Raw genomic sequence first — 18848 nt, 5'->3', positions numbered from 1 at the left:
TGAACGGGTATTATAGGGGTTGGGTCTGCTGCAGAGGCCATCCATAGCCGTTCGGCCAGGCTTCGCGCACTGTCCTGAAACACCGGTTCACGAAGCAAGGAGGTGGGGTTTGTTGTCTAGGGTGCGTTTCGATCTCGACACGCTCAAACGGCTCGCGCAGTTTGCCGCGAAGCGCGGCAGCGAAGACCGTATTCCGCAGGTGGCCGGCAGTCTCACGTTCACCACCATGCTTGCGCTCGTGCCGCTCGCCACGGTCGCGTTCGCGTTGTTCACCGCGTTTCCGATTTTCAGCTCGTTTCAGGAGTCGCTGCAGATTTTCCTGGCCGATCATCTGATGCCCGCGCAACTCAACAGTCAGATTTTCAATTATCTGAACCAGTTCGCGTCGAAGGCCAAGGGGCTCACTACGATCGGCATGATCCTGCTGTTCCTGACCGCGGTGATGACGATGATGACGGTCGAATCCGCCTTCAACGTGCTCTGGCGGGTGCGCAAGGCGCGGCCGTTTGCGCAGCGCGTGCTGGTCTATTGGGCGATCATTACGCTCGGGCCGATTCTGATCGGTGTGAGCTTGTCGATTTCGTCCTATCTGTTCACGCAATCGATGGCGTTCACGGCAACCCAGCATATTCCGGCGATGATCGAATGGGCGCTCGCCGGAGCGGCGCTGCCGTTGACGGCGCTCGCCTTCACGATTCTTTACGTCTATCTGCCGAACTGCCGGGTGGAATGGCGCGATGCGGTGATCGGCGGAGTCACGGCCGCGATCGCGTTCGAGCTCGGCAAGCGCGGCTTCGGTTACTACGTGCGCCGCATTCCTACCTATACCGCGGTGTACGGCGCATTTGCCGCCGTGCCGCTGTTCCTGCTGTGGATGTACCTTTGCTGGTTCATCACGCTGGCGGGCGCGATGATCGCCTCCGCATTGCCGGCCATCCGCATTGGCCAGTTTCATCGCCCGACTTTCGAGGGCAGCAATCTGTTCGACTCGCTCGAATTGCTCGCGCGGCTTTCGGAAGCGCGCGACGCGGGCAAGCGCGGCTACACGGTGCAGGAACTCTCGCGCATGCTTCGCCGCGACATGGACACGACGCTCAACCTGCTGCAAAGGCTCGAAGAGATCGAATGGATCGCGAGCTTGCAGGAAGACGGCACGCGCCCGCACTTCCTGCTGCTGGCGAATCCGGCCCAGGTCACGGTCGAGCGCTTGTTCGGCCTGTTCGTGATCGATCGCGCGGAGCTCGAATATCAGCTTGGTCTCAACTCGACGCGCGTGGATGGCGCAACGCTTCTGGCGGCGCTCGAGAACGACAAGCTGAACGTGACGCTCGCCATGCTGCTGGCGGCGCGCGCCGCCGCGCGTGGTGCGGCTCGTGCCGAGGAAGACGAGCAGGGTGCTTCTTCAATGCCGCATCAGGCCGCCTGAAGCGACAGTGAAACCGCAGTTAAACTGCCGGGAAACTACAGCGAAATCTTCCCGACGCAGATGTCCTTGAACATGACCCAGTCGCCCATCAGGCTGTAGAGCGGATGCCGGAAAGTCGCCGGCCGGTTCTTCTCGAAAAAGAAATGCCCGACCCAGGCAAAGCCGTATCCGCAGACAACGGCAGCCGGCAACCATAGCCAGTCGCCGGTGGCGAGCGCCATGGCGAGACAGCCGATCACGCCGAGCGAACCCACGAAATGCAGCCGCCGCGAGACCGTGTTGCGATGCTCGCTCAGGTAGAACGGATAGAACTCCGCGAAATTCGCGAAGTGATCGGTGTGCGCGGTTTGAGCCATCACAGCCTCCGAATTTCGACTCTTCTCGACTCCGTACCTGCCGTTTCGCAGGTTTCGGACGCGCGTGGACCTGCTTAAGGCGCGCTCAAAACCGGACAGGCTTGAACCATTGTGCGGCTATCGGCTCATGCGCGCAACCGGGCCGTTCTGCCGATGGCGTGCGCGCATCGGCGTGGCTATCGTGACGATTCGTGGCGGCTATTCGTGGCGACTACTGAGTGACGGTTGCCGCCTTCGAAGCGAAGTCGAACAGGGCGTCGAGCGTTGCATCGGGCTGCTCGGTCATCAGCGCGTGACCGGCGTCGAGCGTGATGGTGTCGACCGGTACGCCGGCTTGCGCGAAAGCATCGGCGAGCGCTCTGGCCGCGCGCGGCGGCGTCATCGCATCGCGCCTGCCGAGGATTAGCCGTGTCGGGCAGCGTACCTGCGCGGCGCGCGCGAGGCCGTCCGCGTAGCCGTTGCAGGCGGTGAAGTCGGTGTGGAACAGATGCGGTTCGCCGTTCGCCGAGACGCGCTCCATCAGCCGCTGATTCATGCCGTGCAGCCAGAAGCCGGGGCCGGGGCACGAAGGCTTGGCGGCGAGCGTCGAATGCGACCACTGATTGACCATGCCGATCGCCTCGGGCTCGCGGTGCAAGGCGGCGTCGAGCAAGGCGTCGGAGACGGTCATCGGCACCGCGGTGGCGAGGAGAGCAAGGTGCGTCGCGCGTTCCGGATAGCGGCCGGCGAAGTCGAGTGCGACCAGCGAGCCCATACTGTGACCGGCCACGAGCGCGCGTTGCACGCCGGCGGCGTCGAGCAGGGCGGCCAGCCAGTCGGCCATTGCCGCTACGGTGGCAAGCGCCGGGCCGTCGCTGCGGCAGTGCCCGGGCAGATCCACTGCCAGCACGCCGAAGCCGTGGTGCGCGAAGTAGCGCGTTTGCAACGCCCATACGCTATGGTCGTGCTCGGCGCCGTGAATGAACACGGCGGTCGGCAGGCTGGCGTCGAACGGTTTGCCGCCGGTATAGGCGTAGGCCGGTTTGGCTTGAACAGTGAGGATCATGCGGACTCCGGGCGCGGTGCGCCGCCGGCAGCGGATGCGGCGGATGAACTGGACGGACCGGCTGTGGGCGTAGTCGACCCGCCCGCTTTCTGGGCGGCTTTCAATGCGCGCTTGAGGTCGTCGATCAGATCGTCGGGATCTTCCAGGCCGATCGAAAGGCGGATCGTGCCTTCGGCGATGCCGGCTGCGGCGAGCGCGGCGGCGTCCATACGGAAGTGCGTCGTCGATGCCGGATGGATCACCAGCGAGCGCGCGTCGCCGACGTTCGCCAGATGCGAGAACAGCGACAGCGCTTCGATGAAGCTGCGGCCGGCCGCGCGGTCGCCGCGCAGATTGAAGCTGAACACCGCGCCCGCGCCGCGCGGCAGCAGACGCTTCGTGAGCGCATGGTCAGGATGCGTCGGCAGTTCTGGATAAGCGACGGTTTCGACCGCCGCATGGGCGGCGAGAAATTCGACCACTTTGCGCGTATTCGCAACGTGCCGTTCCATGCGCAGCGGCAGCGTCTCGATGCCTTGCAGCAGCTGCCAGGCGGCCTGCGGATGCAGGCAGGCGCCGAAGTCGCGCAGGCCCTCGCGGCGCGCGCGCAGCAGGAACGGCGCGACGCTGCTTTCTTCGGCGAACACCATGCCATGAAAGCCTTCGTACGGCTCGGTGAATTCGGGGAAGCGGCCCGACGCCTCGAAGTCGAAAGTGCCGCCGTCCACCAGCACGCCGCCGATCGTCGTGCCGTGGCCGCCGAGGAATTTGGTCGCCGAGTGGTAGACGAAGTCGGCGCCGTGCTCGAACGGTTTGAGCAGGTAGGGGGTGGTAAAGGTCGAGTCGACCAGCAGCGGCACGCGGTGCTCATGCGCAATCTGCGCGACCGCGGCGATCTCGAGCACGTCGAGCCCCGGATTGCCGAGCGTTTCGCCGAACAGGAGGCGCGTGTTCGGACGCAGCGCCGCGCGCCATGCGTCGAGATCGCCCGGTTTGACGAAGGTCGTCTCGATGCCGAAGCGCCGCAGCGTGTAGTGCAGCAGGTTGTGCGAGCCGCCGTACAGCGCGCTGGAGGCGACGATATGGGAGCCGGCGCCCATCAGCGTGGCGATCGCCAGATGCAGCGCCGCCTGGCCGCTGGCCGTGCCGATTGCGCCCGCGCCGTTTTCCAGCGCGGCGACGCGCTCTTCGAACACGGCCACGGTCGGATTCGAGATTCGCGAGTAGACGTGGCCAGCGCGCTCCATATTGAACAGCGCCGCGGCGTGGTCGGAATCGCGGAACGAAAACGAGGTAGTCTGGTAGATCGGCGTGGCGCGCGCGCCGGTGGTGGGGTCGGGGGCTGCGCCGGCGTGCAGCGCAAGCGTATCGAAACGGTTGGCGGACATCCTGGGCGGCGAAGCCACGGGCGGCCTCGCGAAAGGTGAAAGTGGCGGCCATCCTATCACCGGCACGAATCGCTTCAAGCGCGGTTTTCCCGATGGCCGCAGTCCGGTTTTTGCCGGGCGCGGCGTGCGAACTCCCGCTGCGCCTTGGTGGGCGGGCCGCTTTCCTTTTATGGGTCTTTCCGCTAGGATCGAAAGTCACTCATGCTTTACCAGCTTAGCGGGCATACGGGAGACAGATCATGCGAGTCAGCGACATTCTTAAAGTCAAAGGCAACACCCTTTTCACGGTCACGCCGGATACGACGCTGCACGACGCAGTCAATACGATGGCGGAGCACGATATCGGCTCGCTGGTCGTGATGGAATACGGCGACCTCGTTGGCATGCTGACGTTTCGCGAGATTATCCTGATCTTGAGCAAGAATGGCGGCAGCGTCGGCACCTCGACGATCCGCAAGGTGATGGACGATCATCCGCTCACCTGCACTCCGGAAACCGACGTCAATGAAGTGCGGCGCATGATGCTCGAGCATCACGTGCGCTATTTGCCGGTGCTGGAAAGCCGCACGCTGATGGGCGTGATCTCGTTCTACGATGTCGCGAAGGCGGTGGTCGAAGAGCAGGGCTTTGAAAACCGTATGCTCAAGGCATATATCCGCGATTGGCCGGAAGAACAGCAGGAACAGCAACCGGCGCGTTGATTCATGGGGCTCGCGCGGCGCTCGAGCCGTTGTGGCGAGCGTGAAGGTGCACTCAAGGCGCGCGCGAAAGCGTGCGCTTTTTTTGTGTCCGGCTCAGCGTCAATGTCCGTGGGCTGCCTGATGCCGGGTTTGCGCACGTCCCTTTGTCCTTCGTTGCTCTTTTAGCCCGTTCTCCGACCTTTATGAGCGATCGTCCGCTACCTGCCGCCCGCCGCGCCGCCCGCGCTCACGAGGCGCACGAATCCCAGTTCCGCCTGCTCAGCCAGCGCCGGTTTGCGCCGTTTTTCTGGACCCAGTTCCTCGGCGCGATGAACGACAACGTCTTCAAGATCGGGTTTACGTCGCTCGTCACGTATCAGGCCGCGCGCTTTTCCGGCGTCGATCCGAAGACCGCAGCGTTCCTGATTTCGGCGATTTTCATCCTGCCGTTCGTGCTGCTGTCCGCCACCTCCGGTCAGATCGCCGACAAGTACGACAAGGCGATGCTGACACGCTTCGTCAAGAGCTTCGAAATCGTCGTGATGCTGATCGGCGGCGCGGGTTTCTGGCTGCATAGCGCGCCGTTGCTGTATCTGTGCACCTTTTTGATGGGTGTCCATTCGACTGTGTTCGGGCCGGTCAAGTATTCGTACCTGCCGCAGCATCTGTCGAAGGCGGAACTGGTCGGCGGCAACGGGCTGGTCGAGATGGGCACCTTCGTCGCGATCCTGATCGGGACGATCGTCGGCGGCGCGGGGGCGGGTTTCGCCGAGCACGGCGCGGTGGTGCTGGCGTGCGCTTGCGTCGCGGTCGCGCTGGTCGGGCGGGCCGTCTCGAGCTTCGTGCCGGTCACGGCGGCGCCGCAGCCCGATTTGCGCATCAACTGGAATCCGGTCACCGAGACGTGGCGCAACCTGAAGCTGGCGCGCGAAAACCGTACGGTGTTTCTGAGCCTGCTGGGTATCTCGTGGCTGTGGTTCGTCGGCGCGACCTTTTTGTCTTCGTTTTTCCGTTTCGCGAAAGACGTGCTGTCCGCCAATCCGGATGTCGTGACCGTGCTGCTCGGCACGTTTTCGATCGGCATCGGACTGGGGTCGCTGCTGTGCGAAAAGCTCTCGAAGCGGCGCATCGAAATCGGCCTCGTGCCGCTCGGCTCGATCGGTATGAGCGTGTTCGCGATCGATCTGTTTTTCGCCAGCCACGCGCTGCCGGCGGTGGGTCACCTGTTGAGCGTCGGCGAGTTCCTCGCGCGGCCGGCCCATTGGCGCGTGCTGGCCGATCTGTTCCTGCTGGCGATGTTCGGCGGCTTCTACAGCGTGCCGCTCTATGCACTGATCCAGAGCCGCAGCCAGCCGAGCCACCGGGCGCGCATCATCGCCGCGAACAATATTCTGAACTCGCTGTTCATGATCGTCTCGGCGCTGATGGCGATGGGCCTGACCGCGGTGGGCTTCAGCATTCCGGCGATTTTCCTTGTCACGGCCTTGCTCAACATCGTGGTGGCGACCTACATCTATTCGCTGGTGCCCGAGTTTCTGCTGCGCTTCGTCGCCTGGGTGCTGGTCCATACGTTCTACCGGATTCGTCTGGTGCATGCCGAACGCATTCCGGAAGAGGGCGCGGCCGTGCTGGTGTGCAACCACGTGAGCTTTGTCGACGCGATCGTCATCATGGCCGAGAGCCCGCGGCCGATTCGTTTCGTGATGGACTATCAGATCTTCAAGACGCCGTTCGCCGGCTGGGTCTTCCGCCAGGCGAAGGCGATTCCGATTGCGCCCGCGCATCAGGACCCGGAGTTGCTGAAGCGCGCCTATGAGCGCTGCGCGCAGGCGCTCGCCGACGGCGATCTGGTTTGCATCTTTCCAGAGGGCAAGCTGACCAGGACCGGCGAGATGAATCCGTTCCGCCACGGCGTGACCGAGATCATTCGCCGCACGCCGGCGCCGGTCGTGCCGATGGCGCTGCGCGGGTTGTGGGGCAGCGTGTTTTCACGCGCCGACGACGCGCGCTGGCCACGGCCGATCCAGAAAGGCGTGATGAGCCGGCTGACGCTGGCCGTCGGCGAGCCGCTCGATCCGGCGGCTGCGACGCCGGAGGTGTTGCAGCAGATCGTCACCGAACTGCGCGGCGCGCGGAAGTAGTGGGGACCTGGCGCGAGGGACCGGCGCGCGATGCGGCCCCGGCCCCTTTGGGCTGGCATAATAGTGCCTTCCCCGCTTTTCTTTGGACGACGCCCATGTCCGGCAACACTCTCGGTACGCTTTTCACTGTCACGTCCTTTGGCGAATCGCATGGTCCCGCAATCGGCTGCGTGATCGATGGCTGCCCGCCGGGCATGGCGCTGAGCGAAGCCGACATCCAGCTCGAACTCGACCGCCGCAAACCCGGCACGTCGCGCCATGTCACGCAGCGTCAGGAAGAAGACAAGGTGGAAATCCTGTCCGGCGTGTTCGAAGGGCAGACCACCGGCGCGCCGATCGCGCTGCTGATCCGCAACACGGACCAGCGCAGCAAAGACTACGGCAACATCGCCGACACCTTCCGTCCGGGTCACGCCGACTACACCTACTGGCAGAAATACGGCATCCGCGACTATCGCGGCGGCGGCCGTTCGTCGGCCCGTCTGACGGCACCGACGGTGGCGGCCGGCGCGGTCGCAAAGAAATGGCTGCGCGAGCATTTCGGTACTGAGATTCGCGGCTATATGGCGGCGCTTGGCGAGATCGACGTGCCGTTCGTCGACTGGGCGCACGTGCGCGCGAATCCGTTTTTCGTGCCGAATGCGGAAATCGTGCCGCAACTCGAAGACTACATGGACGCGCTGCGCAAGGACGGCGATTCGATTGGCGCACGTATTAACGTCGTGGCTTCGGGGGTGCCGGTTGGACTCGGCGAGCCGCTGTTCGACCGCCTCGACGCGGACATCGCGCACGCGATGATGGGCATCAATGCGGTGAAGGGCGTCGAGATCGGTGCGGGTTTTGCCAGCGTCGCGCAACGCGGCTCGGTGCATGGCGACGAATTGACGCCGGAGGGGTTCGTCGGCAATCACGCGGGCGGCGTGCTCGGCGGCATTTCGACCGGACAGGACATCACGGTGTCGATCGCGATCAAGCCGACCTCGAGCATCCGCACGCCGCGCCGTTCGATCGACAAGGCGGGGCAGCCGGCAATTGTCGAAACGTTCGGGCGTCATGATCCGTGCGTCGGTATCCGCGCAACGCCGATCGCCGAATCGATGCTCGCCTTGGTGCTGATCGACCACGCGTTGCGGCACCGCGCGCAATGCGGCGACGTCTCCGTGGCCACGCCGAAGATCGCGGCGAGCGCGCCCTGATGTGCGTTCTTTGAACGCCTTCGTTCGACCCGCGCAGCATTGTTTCGATGACCGAATAGGTTTGGGTTTTTGCCTGCTCGGCGCTTTGGGTTGTTTGCCTACGGCGTTGGCCTTTCCTTGTTTTCTTTTTGGTTTATTAGCGTTCCCCCTGTGCGGGGGCACCTACTTTTCTTTGCCGCCGCAAAGAAAAGTAGGCAAAAGAAAGCGGCTCAAACCGCTAATTCTTAAGCGGGTCCCCTGGCTTGGAGGAGGCAGCGGAGCATCTGGAATCGGTGTTCTCGCGCACTCCGCGTGAGTGACAAGGCCGTCATACTTCCGGCGGCGCTGCGCGCGCCGTAGCGGTACTTCCCAACACCGATTGGCTGTACGCGCCTCCGGCATCATTCTTCCCGCCTCGCACTACGTGCTCGCCGGAACGGTCTACTAGGGAAACCAGGGGCTTCGTTTGCGCGCGGTGGGGGCCATCGGCTTCGCCTCGGCGGGGCACCGAAGTGATTTGCGGTTTGTGGATTGCTGGAAAAATAGCGCCCGGCGGTCAATTTGGCGGGGCGAGGAGTATTGCTACGGCTTGCGAAGTATCGTACCGAGACGGTCGCCTTAGCGTTGCGCGGAAACGACCAGATGGTTTTGTGAAGCACCGCTACGGCGCGCGCAGCGCCGCCGGAAGAATGACTGCCTTGTCACCAAGGCGGAATGTGCGAGAACACAGATTCCAGATGCTCCACTGCCTCCTTCAAGCCAGGGGACCCGCTTAAGTGTTAGCGGTTTGAGCCGCTTTCTTTTGCCTACTTTTCTTTGCGGCGGCAAAGAAAAGTAGGTGCCGCCCCGCACAGGGGCAACGCTAATAAACCAAAAACAAAAGAAAAACCCAACACCGTAGGCACACAGAAACATGCCGCCGCCAAAGGCAAAAAAAACCTTACATATTCGGATAATTAGGCCCACCGCCGCCCTCAGGCGTGACCCATACGATGTTTTGCGTCGGGTCCTTGATGTCGCAGGTCTTGCAGTGCACGCAGTTCTGCGCATTGATGACCAACCGCTCGCTACCATCATCGTTCTTGACGAACTCATACACCGCAGCAGGGCAGTACCGAGCCTCAGGCCCAGCGTAAGTCTGAAGGTTCACATTCACCGGCACTGAAGGATCCTTCAGCGTGAGGTGCGCCGGCTGATTCTCTTCATGATTGGTGTTCGAGATAAAAACCGAAGACAGCCGGTCAAAAGTCAGCTTCCCATCCGGCTTCGGATAAACAATCGGCTTGCACTGCGAGGCAGGCTTCAGCATCTCGTGATCGGAATGCCGATGATGCAGTGTCCACGGCACATTGCCGCCCAACACCTTCTGCTCGACACCCACCATCAACGTACCGAGGTACAACCCCTTGCTCATCCACTGCTTGAAATTGCGCGCCCGATGCAGCTCGGTATGCAGCCACGAAGTCTTGAACGCTTCCGGATAAGCCGCCAGTTCATCGGATTGACGCCCGGCCTGCACTGCATCAAAAGCCGCTTCAGCGGCCAGCATGCCGGTCTTGATCGCCGCATGGCTACCCTTGATCCGCGATGCGTTCAGGAACCCCGCCTCGTCGCCGACCAGCGCGCCACCCGGGAACACCAGCTTCGGCAGCGACAGCAGGCCGCCCGCCGTGATTGCCCGCGCGCCATACGACACGCGCTTGCCGCCGTCCAGAATCGCGCGGATCGCCGGATGCGTCTTGTAACGCTGGAATTCCTCGAACGGCGACAGGTACGGGTTCGTATAACCGAGGCCGACCACGAAGCCCACCACCACCTGGTTGTTGTCCATGTGGTACAGGAACGAGCCGCCGTACGTGTCGTTCTCGAGCGGCCAGCCGGCGGTGTGCATCACCAGACCCGGCTTGTGCTTCGCCGGATCGATTTCCCACAGCTCCTTGATGCCGATACCGTAGACCTGCGGATCGACGCCTTCGCGCAGCCTGAATCTGTCGTTCAGCTGGCGGCCGAGGTGCCCGCGCGCGCCTTCGCAGAACAGCGTGTACTTCGCGTGCAGCTCCATGCCGAGCTGGAAATTCTCGGTCGGCTGGCCATCCTTGCCGATGCCGAGGTTACCGGTCGCGACGCCTTTGACCGAGCCGTCGTCGTTGTACAGCACTTCGGCTGCGGGAAAACCCGGGAAAATCTCGACACCCGCCGCCTCGGCCTGCTGTCCCAGCCAGCGCGTCACGTTCGCGAGGCTGATCACATAGTTGCCGTGATTCCTGAAGTTATCCGGCAGCGCCCACGTCGGCACGCGCTTCGAGCCGGTCTCGGTCAGGAACAGGAAGCGGTCTTCGGTCACGTCCACGGTCAGCGGCGCGCCTTTTTCCTTCCAGTCGGGGATCAGTTCGTTCAGCGCGCGGGGGTCCATCACCGCGCCGGAGAGGATGTGCGCCCCGATCTCCGAGCCTTTTTCCAGTACGCAGACGCCAATTTCAACGCCTTTTTCCTGCGCCAGCTGCTTCAGGCGGATCGCCGCGGACAGGCCAGCCGGGCCGCCGCCGACGATCACCACGTCGTATTCCATCGACTCGCGCGGGCCGTACTGCTCAATGAGACTTGCGGGGGTCATTGATGCTCCTCTTACCGTTAGAATGCTTTTTCGGGATCGTATTGTGGGCGATGGTCTCCGCCACTGCAACCAGACGAACAGAGATTAGCACGATCGTTCTATTTCCGTGATACGGTATTGACCCGTACCGACGGTCTTACCACACCTGTCAACCGCATCTGCAGTTTCAACCGAACAAGGGAACGACAATGGGCCGTTCGATCAATCTGGAAGGCAAGGTCGCGCTGATCACCGGCGCCTCGAGCGGGTTGGGAAAGCGCTTTGCTCAGGTGTTGTCGCAGGCAGGCGCCAAAGTCGTGCTGGCAAGCCGCCGCACCGAGCGTCTGAAGGAGTTGCGCGCCGAAATCGAGGCGTCCGGCGGCGCGGCACACGTGGTCTCGCTGGACGTGACGGATTATCAGAGCATCAAGGCGGCGGTGGCCCACGCGGAAACCGAAGCGGGCACGATCGACATTCTGGTGAACAATTCGGGTGTATCGACCACACAGAAGCTCTCGGAGGTCACGCCGGCAGATTTCGAATACGTGTTCGATACCAACACGCGCGGCGCGTTCTTCGTCGCTCAGGAAGTCGCCAAGCGCATGATCATGCGCGGCAACAATGCGCAGAAGCCGTCGTACCGGATCATCAATATCGCGTCGATGGCGGGCTTGCGCGTGCTGCCGCAGATCGGTTTGTACTCGATAAGCAAGGCGGCCGTGGTCCATATGACGAAGGCCATGGCGCTGGAGTGGGGCAAGCACGGCATCAACGTGAACGCGATCTGCCCGGGTTATATCGATACCGAGATCAACCATCACCATTGGTCGACCGAGCAGGGGCAGAAGCTGGTGTCGATGCTGCCGCGTCATCGCGTCGGCAAGCCCGAGGATCTGGACGGCCTGTTGCTGCTGCTGGCGGCGGACGAATCGCAGTTCATCAACGGCTCGGTGATCGCCGCCGACGATGGTTTCGGGTTGGCCTGAACGCGGCTTTGCACACCTTTGTGCGGCTCAGCGACACTTCGGATTAGCGCGCGAGCGACGATACAGTTTTACGCACACCGGCCTTCTGAAGAGGGAAGGCCCGCGCTATCTTGATTCAACGCCGGTCTGCACGCCGGTTTCAACCTGGTTTTAACCCGTAAAAGAAGTGCAATGAGCGATTTTCACGCAGTTTTTGAGATGTCGATGCCGATCCGCTGGGGCGACATGGACGCATTCGGCCATGTGAACAACACGGTCTATTTCCGTTACATGGAGCAGGTGCGGATTTCCTGGTTCGAGCAACTGAGTCTCGCCGGCAGCAACACCGACGGGCAGGGGCCGGTGATCGTCAATGCGTCGATGGAGTTTCTCAAGCAGTTGCACTATCCCGGCGACGTGATCGGCCGGATGACGGTGGCCACGCCCGGCCGCAGCAGCTTCGACACCGGTTTCGAACTCGTCCGCGCCGACGACCCCGCCACCGTCTATGCGCGTGGCGCCGCGCGCTGCGTGTGGATCGATTACGCAGCAGGCAAGTCGGTGCCGGTTCCCGATCTGTTGCGCGCGACCATCGAGCGCGCCGCGCTGGTCAAGGCGGCTTGATAGCGACCTTCGAGCAACCCGCCGGTAACTGCCGCGCGGCGTTTCAGGGCGGAGTCCTCAATGCCCGAGCAGGCGCTGCAGCAGCTCGGTGGCGTTGCCCGTATCGTATTTGCGCATCAGCCGCGCGCGGTAGACATCGACCGTGCGCGGGCTGATCTCCAGCGCCCGTCCGATCTGCTTACTGGTTTTTCCGGTCACCAGTTGCGCGGCGATTTCCCGCTCGCGCGGCGTCAACTCGACCGCGACGCGCCGCGTCGCGCTCAGATCCTCGAACGTCCAGATGCCGGCCGCGTGTGCCTCGGCGCGTTGCCGCGAGCGGCCCGTCACGTGGCACCAGAACAATTCCCCGTTGGCGCGCTTCATGATGCGGTCGTCCGCGTAGCTGCCTTGCGCGGTCATGATCGGCGGAATCCGCGCGCCGATCCGCTCGAACTCATCCGTGGACGGATACAGCACCTGGAACGACTGGCCGAGCAGCGCCTCGCGCGTGCAGCCGAATATCGACGCCAGCTCGTCGTTGCAGTCTTCGATGATCCGTTCGCGCGACAGTACGAGCCCGATCGGCGCGAGTTGAAAAGCGGTTTGGTAATCCAGTGCGGGCATGGGCAGGCGGCAAGTACTTATGTATTTTTGCGTATTGTGCCGTACGGCGTGCCCAGCGTACTCTTTCGGGCACATCACAACGCGGCGAAGCCGTCCGCGGCGGGCATCGGCGCAAATAATCAGGCAACCCTGACAGTCTGAGCGCACAGCCGGCCACGGATGACTAGAATGACGTGTCGGGCTCGCGCCCGCTGAACGTCATACCAGCCGTAACGATCCGGCGGCCGGCGTACCGGTTTCGGGTTTCCATAAAGGAAGGGACAAACGATGAACAAGGTCTATCCAGGCGCGGCTGAAGCGCTGAAAGACATCGTCAAGGACGGGCAGACGTTTGCCGTCGGCGGCTTCGGGCTGTGCGGCATTCCGGAAGCGCTGATCGGCGCGCTGCGCGATTCGAAGGTGCAGGGCATCACCTGTATCAGCAACAATGCGGGCGTCGACGGTTTCGGCCTCGGTCTGCTGCTCGAAACGCGCCAGGTCAAGAAGATGATCTCGTCGTATGTCGGCGAAAACAAGGAGTTCGAACGCCAGTATCTGGCCGGCGAACTCGAGCTCGAATTCACGCCGCAAGGCACGCTTGCCGAGAAGCTGCGCGCCGGCGGCTCGGGCATTCCGGCGTTCTTCACGAATACCGGCTACGGCACGCTGATCGCCGAAGGCAAGGAAACCCGCCAGTTTGGTGACAACCACTACGTGCTCGAACATTCGCTGACGGCCGACGTCGCGCTCGTCAAGGCGTGGAAGGCCGACAAATCGGGCAACCTGATCTATCGCCGCACCGCGCGCAACTTCAACCCGATGTGCGCGATGGCCGGCAGGATCACGGTCGCGGAAGTCGAGGAAATCGTTGAAGTGGGCGAGCTCGATCCGGACGCGATCCACACGCCGGGCATCTTCGTGCAGCGCATCGTGCTCAATGCGCATCCGGAAAAACGCATCGAACAACGCGTCGTCCGCGCGAAAGGAGACTGATCATGGCATGGACTCGTGACGAAATGGCCGCGCGCGCGGCGAAGGAATTGCAGGACGGCTTTTACGTGAACCTCGGCATCGGCTTGCCGACGCTGGTGGCGAACCACGTGCCGCCGGGCGTCGAAGTGTGGCTGCAGTCGGAAAACGGCCTGCTCGGCATCGGCCCGTCGCCGACTGAAGAAGAAGTGGATGCCGACCTGATCAACGCCGGCAAGCAGACGGTGACGACGCTGCCGGGGTCGTCGATTTTCTCGTCGGCGGATTCGTTCGCGATGATTCGCGGCGGCCACATCAATCTGGCGATTCTGGGCGCGATGCAGATCAGCAAGAAGGGCGACCTGGCCAACTGGATGATCCCGGGCAAGATGATCAAGGGCATGGGCGGCGCAATGGACCTGGTGGCGGGCGTCAAGCGCGTGGTCGTGCTGATGGAGCATGTCGCGAAGGGCGATCAGCACAAGATCCTCGAAGAATGCACATTGCCGCTGACGGGCGTGGGTGTGGTCGATCAGATCATCACCGACCTCGGCGTGATCGAAGTGACGGAAGACGGTCTGAAGGTGACCGAACTGGCGCCGGGTGTCAGTGTCGAGGAAATCAAGGCGAAGACCGGCGCGCCGCTCGATGTGAGCGCGGTGAGCTGAGTTGCGTCGTGGGCCGGTCACGGTTTATGTAATCTAAACTGACTGGCGCGGCGGCAGGGCATGATCCGAAGCGGGCGAGGCGTGAGTCTCGCCCGCTTTGTTTTGTGCGGCGCGTGTTTGTTCCGATTCGCTCGTCTTAGACCGTTCGGCCGATCCTTACCGTGCGGCAAAGCGGTTTACAATCGTTTGCAGGTTGGACGCTCAATTCTGCTCGGCCTTTGGACCGCGCAGCGCTTTTGCAAGGAACCCCCGATGACCGCAACGTTCGCTTCCACCGCCGAGCGGCCCGTGCCGCGCCAACGTTATGTGCAGTGCGCGAGCGCCGCTGGCTTGCATCGCATTGCCTACACCGAGTGGGGCGATCCGGCCAACCCGCGCGTGCTGGTCTGCGTGCACGGCTTGACACGCTCAGGGCGCGATTTCGACCGCCTCGCGGCGGAATTCGCCGCCACTTATCGCGTGGTGTGTCCGGATGTGGCGGGGCGGGGCTTGTCATCGTGGCTCGCCAACCCCAACTTCTATGGCGTGCCGCAATACGTCGCCGATATGGTGACGCTGATCGCGCGCCTCAATGTCGAAACGGTCGACTGGTTCGGCACGTCGATGGGCGGCCTGATCGGACTCGCGCTTGCCGGGTTGCCGGACACGCCGGTCCGCAAGATGTTGCTGAACGACGTCGGTCCGCATCTGGAGCCAGTGGCCGTGGAGCGCATCGGCGATTATCTCGGCAAGCCTGTGCGTTTCGACACGCTGCAACAAGGTATCGATTACGCTGCGTTGCTCGCCCAGACTTTCGGTCCGCTCACGCCGGACGAATGGCGTGAGATCAATACGCCGCTTTTGCACGAGCAGGACGGCGGCTGGCAATTCCGCTATGACCCGCGCGTCGCGCAGCCGTTTGCCGCGACCACCGAAGAGGCGACCAAGCTCGGCGAGGCCGCGCTATGGCATTCGCTGGCCGCATTCCAGGGGCCGGTGCTGGTGGTGCGCGGTGAGCAGTCGGATCTGCTGTCGCGTGAAACCGTGGCGAAGATGGTCGAGACCGGGCGCGCGGTATCGAGCGTGGAAATCGCGGGCGTCGGGCATGCGCCGGCGTTTCTGTCGGCCGATCAGATCGATATCGCAAGGCAGTTCTTTATCGGCCCAGCCGCCGAGGCGTCATAATATGTAGTTCCGCACGGCGCCCTTGACAGGATGCAATGCGGAACGCATTTTCGATCAACTCTCGACCAACTTCAGGATTCTTCATGGCAGTCATTCGTCACCACGTCGGCAAGCGCCTCTCGGAAATCGCCGTGCACAACGGCACCGTGTACCTCGCGGGCCAGATCGCCGAAGACGCGGATCAGGACATCACGGGTCAGACGCGCGAAGTGCTCGGCCACATCGACCGTCTGCTGGCTGAAGTGAACAGCGACAAATCGCATTTGCTGTCGGTGCAGATTTTCATCTCCGACATGGCGCATTTCGCCGGTATGAACGCTGTGTGGGACGAGTGGGTCGCACAAGGCGCTACGCCGCCGCGCGCTACCGTCGAAGCCAGGCTCGCGAACCCGAAGTGCCTCGTCGAAGTGGTCGTGGTCGCTGCGCAGCGCAGCTAAGCCATTGTTGTTTTTGCTGTTGAAATTCCGTTGATCCGTCCCGCCTGGCGGCACGCCGCACCATGACTACCGAAACAACTGTTCCACACACGCCAACACCTCTTCCTTCCTTCGACGAAACGATGGCGTTCGTGCGCGAACACGCGGGCGAGGTGCGGCTGTCGTCGGGCGAGTTGCTGGCGGAGCATGCGGCGGGTACGGCGTCGATCATGCGCACGCTCAACGTCGATCCGCCGGCGGTTCTGGCGGCGGCGCTGTTCGCGCTGACGCCGCATCTGCAAGACCCGGAGCGCGTGATCGCCGATAACTTCGGCGAAGAGGTCGCGCAACTGGTCGGCGACGTGCGCAAGCTGCTGCGCTTGGGCACAGTCAGCTTGCGCGCCGCGCAGAATGCGATTCCTGAGGCCGGGCGTGACGCACAAGCGGCGCGGCGCGCACAGGTCGAGGCGCTGCGCAAGATGCTGCTCGCATTCGCGCAAGACATTCGTGTGGTGTTGATCCGGCTCGCGTCGCGGCTGCAGTCGCTGCGCTATTACGCGGCGGCGAAAGTGACGCCGTCGCCCGACGTCGCGCGCGAGACGCTCGATATTTACGCGCCGCTCGCCAATCGTCTGGGCATCTGGCAACTGAAGTGGGAACTCGAAGACCTCGCGTTCCGTTTCGAAGAGCCCGTCACCTACAAGCGCATCGCCAGGCTGCTCGATGAAAAGCGTGTCGAGCGCGAGAGCTATGTCGAGCAGGCAATCGCGCGCTTGCAGCAGGAACTGGCTGCCGCGCATATTCGCGCTGAAGTCAGCGGCCGGCCGAAACATATCTACAGCATCTGGCGAAAGATGCGCGGCAAGGAGCTGGACTTCGCCGAACTGTACGACGTGCGTGCGTTTCGCGTGATCGTGCCGGATATCAAGGATTGCTACACCGTGCTCGGCATCGTGCACAACCTGTGGCAACCGGTGCCGAAAGAGTTCGACGACTACATCTCGCGGCCCAAGCCGAACGGCTATAAATCTTTGCACACGGTCGTCATCGGCGACGACGGCCGCGCGTTCGAAGTGCAGATCCGCACGCAGGAAATGCATCAGTTCGCTGAGTACGGCGTGGCGGCGCACTGGCGCTATAAGGAAGCGGGTACGCGTGGTTACGGCGGCCAGTTCAGCGCGGACGAGAAGTACGACGAGAAGATTGCGTGGCTGCGTCAGCTGCTCGCGTGGAAAGACGAAGTATCCGAAGGCGAGCACGGCGAGAAGCGCGCCGCACAGCCGTGGGAACAACTGCGCCAGGCCACGCTCGACGACGACCACATTTACGTGCTCACACCGCAAGCGCGGGTGATCCCGTTGCCGCACGGCGCCACGCCGGTGGACTTCGCGTATCACCTGCATAGCGAGCTGGGGCATCGCTGCCGTGGCGCGCGCGTCGACGGCGCGATGGTGCCGCTCAACACGCCATTGCAAAACGGCCAGACGGTCGAGATCGTCACGGTGAAAGAGGGCGGTCCTTCGCGCGACTGGCTCAACCCGCAGTTGGGGTATCTGCAGAGTTCGCGGGGACGGCAGAAAGTGCGCGCGTGGTTCAATGCCGTCGAGGTACAGGAGCACATCGCGAGCGGCCGGGCGATGGTCGAAAAGACCTTGCAGCGCGAGGGCAAGACATCGGTCAATCTCGATCAGCTTGCGGCGAAGTTGGGCTTCAAGACCACCGACGATCTGTTCTCCGTGGTCGGCAAGGAAGAGTTCAGTCTGCGGCTGGTCGAGCAGGCGCTGCACGACGCGCCGCCGCCCGAGCCCGTGGTCGAAGCGCCGGAGCAGTTCGAGAAACGGAGCAGCGGCGCGAGCGTTGCGCGCGGTGCGTCGACCGGCGTGCTGGTGGTCGGCGTCGACGCATTGCTCACCCAATTGGCGCGCTGCTGCCGGCCGGCACCGCCCGATGAGATCAGCGGCTTTGTCACGCGCGGCAAAGGCATGTCGATTCATCGCAGCGATTGCCCGACTTTCCTGCGCATGGCTGAACGTGCGCCCGAGCGCGTGCTGCAAACCGCGTGGTCCGCGGATGTGATGAGCGGCCGCGGCCAGTCCGTCTATCCGGTCGACCTCACGATCGACGCAACGGATCGGCAAGGCCTGCTGCGCGATATCTCCGAAGTGTTCGCGCGCGAAAAGATGAACGTGATCGGCGTGAAGACGCAGACGCGTCGCAACGCCGCGTTCATGCAGTTCACTGTCGAGGTGTCGAGTGCCGCGCAGATTCAGCGCGCGTGTACGCTGCTCGGCGAAGTGACGGGTGTGGTGCGCGCTTCGCGCAAGGGGTGACGCGCGTGCCCGGCCGCGGGTATCGGCGCGCATCTGCTGAGACCGCCGAGACATTAGCGTGTGGGTAGAAATTTAAAGTCGGTGCATAAAAGTACTTGCCAAGCGATGTGGGGCTCCATATAATCTCGTTTCTTCAGGCTCGTAGCTCAGCTGGTTAGAGCACCACCTTGACATGGTGGGGGTCGTTGGTTCGAGTCCAATCGAGCCTACCAACGAAAGAGAAATTCCGGTTTTGCCGGGGTTTCGCAAGCTGCAGGAAGCGCCTCGGCGCAAAAGGCGAATACGGTTATGACACCGCGAACGTTGACCGAAACTACTTCGGAGCGACGCTAGTCGAGGACCACTTT

Annotated in this window: 16 protein-coding genes and 1 tRNA gene; 12 read left to right on the top strand and 5 right to left on the bottom strand. The window is 63.0% G+C overall.

What is annotated here, in order from left to right:
- The first annotated feature begins 109 nt into the window (after nt 1-109).
- Nucleotides 110-1426, top strand: a complete 1317-nt coding sequence (locus AC3WOG_RS14830) for a YihY family inner membrane protein (RefSeq protein ID WP_492578697.1) — start codon at nt 110-112, stop codon at nt 1424-1426.
- Between the two features lie 35 nt (nt 1427-1461).
- Here AC3WOG_RS14830 and AC3WOG_RS14825 read toward each other — a convergent pair whose 3' ends face one another.
- The 3 genes from AC3WOG_RS14825 to AC3WOG_RS14815 all read right to left on the bottom strand — a co-directional run bounded on the left by AC3WOG_RS14825 (nt 1462) and on the right by AC3WOG_RS14815 (nt 4194).
- On the bottom strand, nt 1462-1782 hold the full coding sequence (locus tag AC3WOG_RS14825) for an Mpo1-like protein (RefSeq protein ID WP_492578696.1): 321 nt from the start codon (nt 1780-1782) through the stop codon (nt 1462-1464).
- Between the two features lie 211 nt (nt 1783-1993).
- Nucleotides 1994-2827, bottom strand: a complete 834-nt coding sequence (locus tag AC3WOG_RS14820; protein WP_492578695.1) for an alpha/beta fold hydrolase — start codon at nt 2825-2827, stop codon at nt 1994-1996.
- The gene (locus AC3WOG_RS14815; RefSeq protein ID WP_492578694.1) at nt 2824-4194 is read right to left on the bottom strand and encodes an O-acetylhomoserine aminocarboxypropyltransferase; all 1371 of its coding nucleotides are present in this window, start codon (nt 4192-4194) and stop codon (nt 2824-2826) included. Before AC3WOG_RS14815 ends, AC3WOG_RS14820 begins: the two co-directional genes overlap by 4 nt.
- 239 nt (nt 4195-4433) lie before the next feature.
- Between AC3WOG_RS14815 and AC3WOG_RS14810 the strand changes: the two genes are divergently transcribed.
- The 3 genes from AC3WOG_RS14810 to aroC all read left to right on the top strand — a co-directional run bounded on the left by AC3WOG_RS14810 (nt 4434) and on the right by aroC (nt 8211).
- A complete protein-coding gene (locus tag AC3WOG_RS14810) occupies nt 4434-4895 on the top strand; it encodes a CBS domain-containing protein (RefSeq protein WP_492578693.1) in 462 nt (153 codons plus the stop codon).
- A 182-nt stretch (nt 4896-5077) separates the two neighbouring features.
- Complete coding sequence (locus AC3WOG_RS14805; RefSeq protein WP_492578692.1) at nt 5078-7015, top strand: MFS transporter; 1938 nt, start codon at nt 5078-5080, stop codon at nt 7013-7015.
- A 95-nt stretch (nt 7016-7110) separates the two neighbouring features.
- Nucleotides 7111-8211, top strand: coding sequence for a chorismate synthase (gene aroC, locus AC3WOG_RS14800; RefSeq protein WP_492578691.1), 1101 nt, complete (start codon nt 7111-7113; stop codon nt 8209-8211).
- A gap of 919 nt (nt 8212-9130) precedes the next feature.
- Here the strand turns inward: aroC and AC3WOG_RS14795 are convergent.
- A complete protein-coding gene (locus tag AC3WOG_RS14795) occupies nt 9131-10804 on the bottom strand; it encodes an electron transfer flavoprotein-ubiquinone oxidoreductase (protein WP_492578690.1) in 1674 nt (557 codons plus the stop codon).
- 188 nt (nt 10805-10992) lie between these two features.
- Here AC3WOG_RS14795 and AC3WOG_RS14790 point away from each other — a divergent pair, with 188 nt between their 5' ends.
- Both AC3WOG_RS14790 and AC3WOG_RS14785 read left to right on the top strand, forming a co-directional pair.
- Nucleotides 10993-11769 carry an SDR family oxidoreductase gene (locus AC3WOG_RS14790; protein WP_492578689.1) on the top strand — a complete coding sequence of 259 codons (777 nt, stop codon included), beginning with the start codon at nt 10993-10995 and terminating at the stop codon, nt 11767-11769.
- A gap of 171 nt (nt 11770-11940) precedes the next feature.
- Entirely contained in the window at nt 11941-12372 is a 432-nt protein-coding gene (locus AC3WOG_RS14785) for an acyl-CoA thioesterase (RefSeq protein ID WP_492578688.1), read from the top strand.
- 57 nt (nt 12373-12429) lie between these two features.
- On the opposite strand, the gene AC3WOG_RS14780 is transcribed toward AC3WOG_RS14785, so the two are convergent.
- A complete protein-coding gene (locus tag AC3WOG_RS14780) occupies nt 12430-12975 on the bottom strand; it encodes a LuxR C-terminal-related transcriptional regulator (RefSeq protein WP_341314876.1) in 546 nt (181 codons plus the stop codon).
- Nucleotides 12976-13242: 267 nt separating this feature from the next.
- Between AC3WOG_RS14780 and AC3WOG_RS14775 the strand changes: the two genes are divergently transcribed.
- The 6 genes from AC3WOG_RS14775 to AC3WOG_RS14750 all read left to right on the top strand — a co-directional run bounded on the left by AC3WOG_RS14775 (nt 13243) and on the right by AC3WOG_RS14750 (nt 18713).
- A complete protein-coding gene (locus tag AC3WOG_RS14775) occupies nt 13243-13947 on the top strand; it encodes a CoA transferase subunit A (RefSeq protein ID WP_492578687.1) in 705 nt (234 codons plus the stop codon).
- Between the two features lie 2 nt (nt 13948-13949).
- Nucleotides 13950-14591 carry a CoA transferase subunit B gene (locus AC3WOG_RS14770; RefSeq protein ID WP_028200193.1) on the top strand — a complete coding sequence of 214 codons (642 nt, stop codon included), beginning with the start codon at nt 13950-13952 and terminating at the stop codon, nt 14589-14591.
- Nucleotides 14592-14843: 252 nt separating this feature from the next.
- Nucleotides 14844-15755: an alpha/beta fold hydrolase gene (locus AC3WOG_RS14765; protein WP_492578686.1), complete on the top strand. Its 912-nt coding sequence runs from the start codon at nt 14844-14846 to the stop codon at nt 15753-15755.
- Between the two features lie 83 nt (nt 15756-15838).
- The gene (locus AC3WOG_RS14760) at nt 15839-16192 is read left to right on the top strand and encodes a RidA family protein (protein ID WP_492578685.1); all 354 of its coding nucleotides are present in this window, start codon (nt 15839-15841) and stop codon (nt 16190-16192) included.
- Between the two features lie 62 nt (nt 16193-16254).
- Nucleotides 16255-18501: a RelA/SpoT family protein gene (locus tag AC3WOG_RS14755; RefSeq protein WP_492578684.1), complete on the top strand. Its 2247-nt coding sequence runs from the start codon at nt 16255-16257 to the stop codon at nt 18499-18501.
- Between the two features lie 135 nt (nt 18502-18636).
- Nucleotides 18637-18713: transfer RNA gene (locus AC3WOG_RS14750), tRNA-Val, on the top strand.
- Nucleotides 18714-18848: the final 135 nt, after the last annotated feature.

It is taken from the genome of Paraburkholderia sp. FW306-02-B (assembly GCF_058782725.1).
Note: the sequence above shows the minus strand (reverse complement) of the source record. Positions and strands in the feature narration are given on the sequence as shown.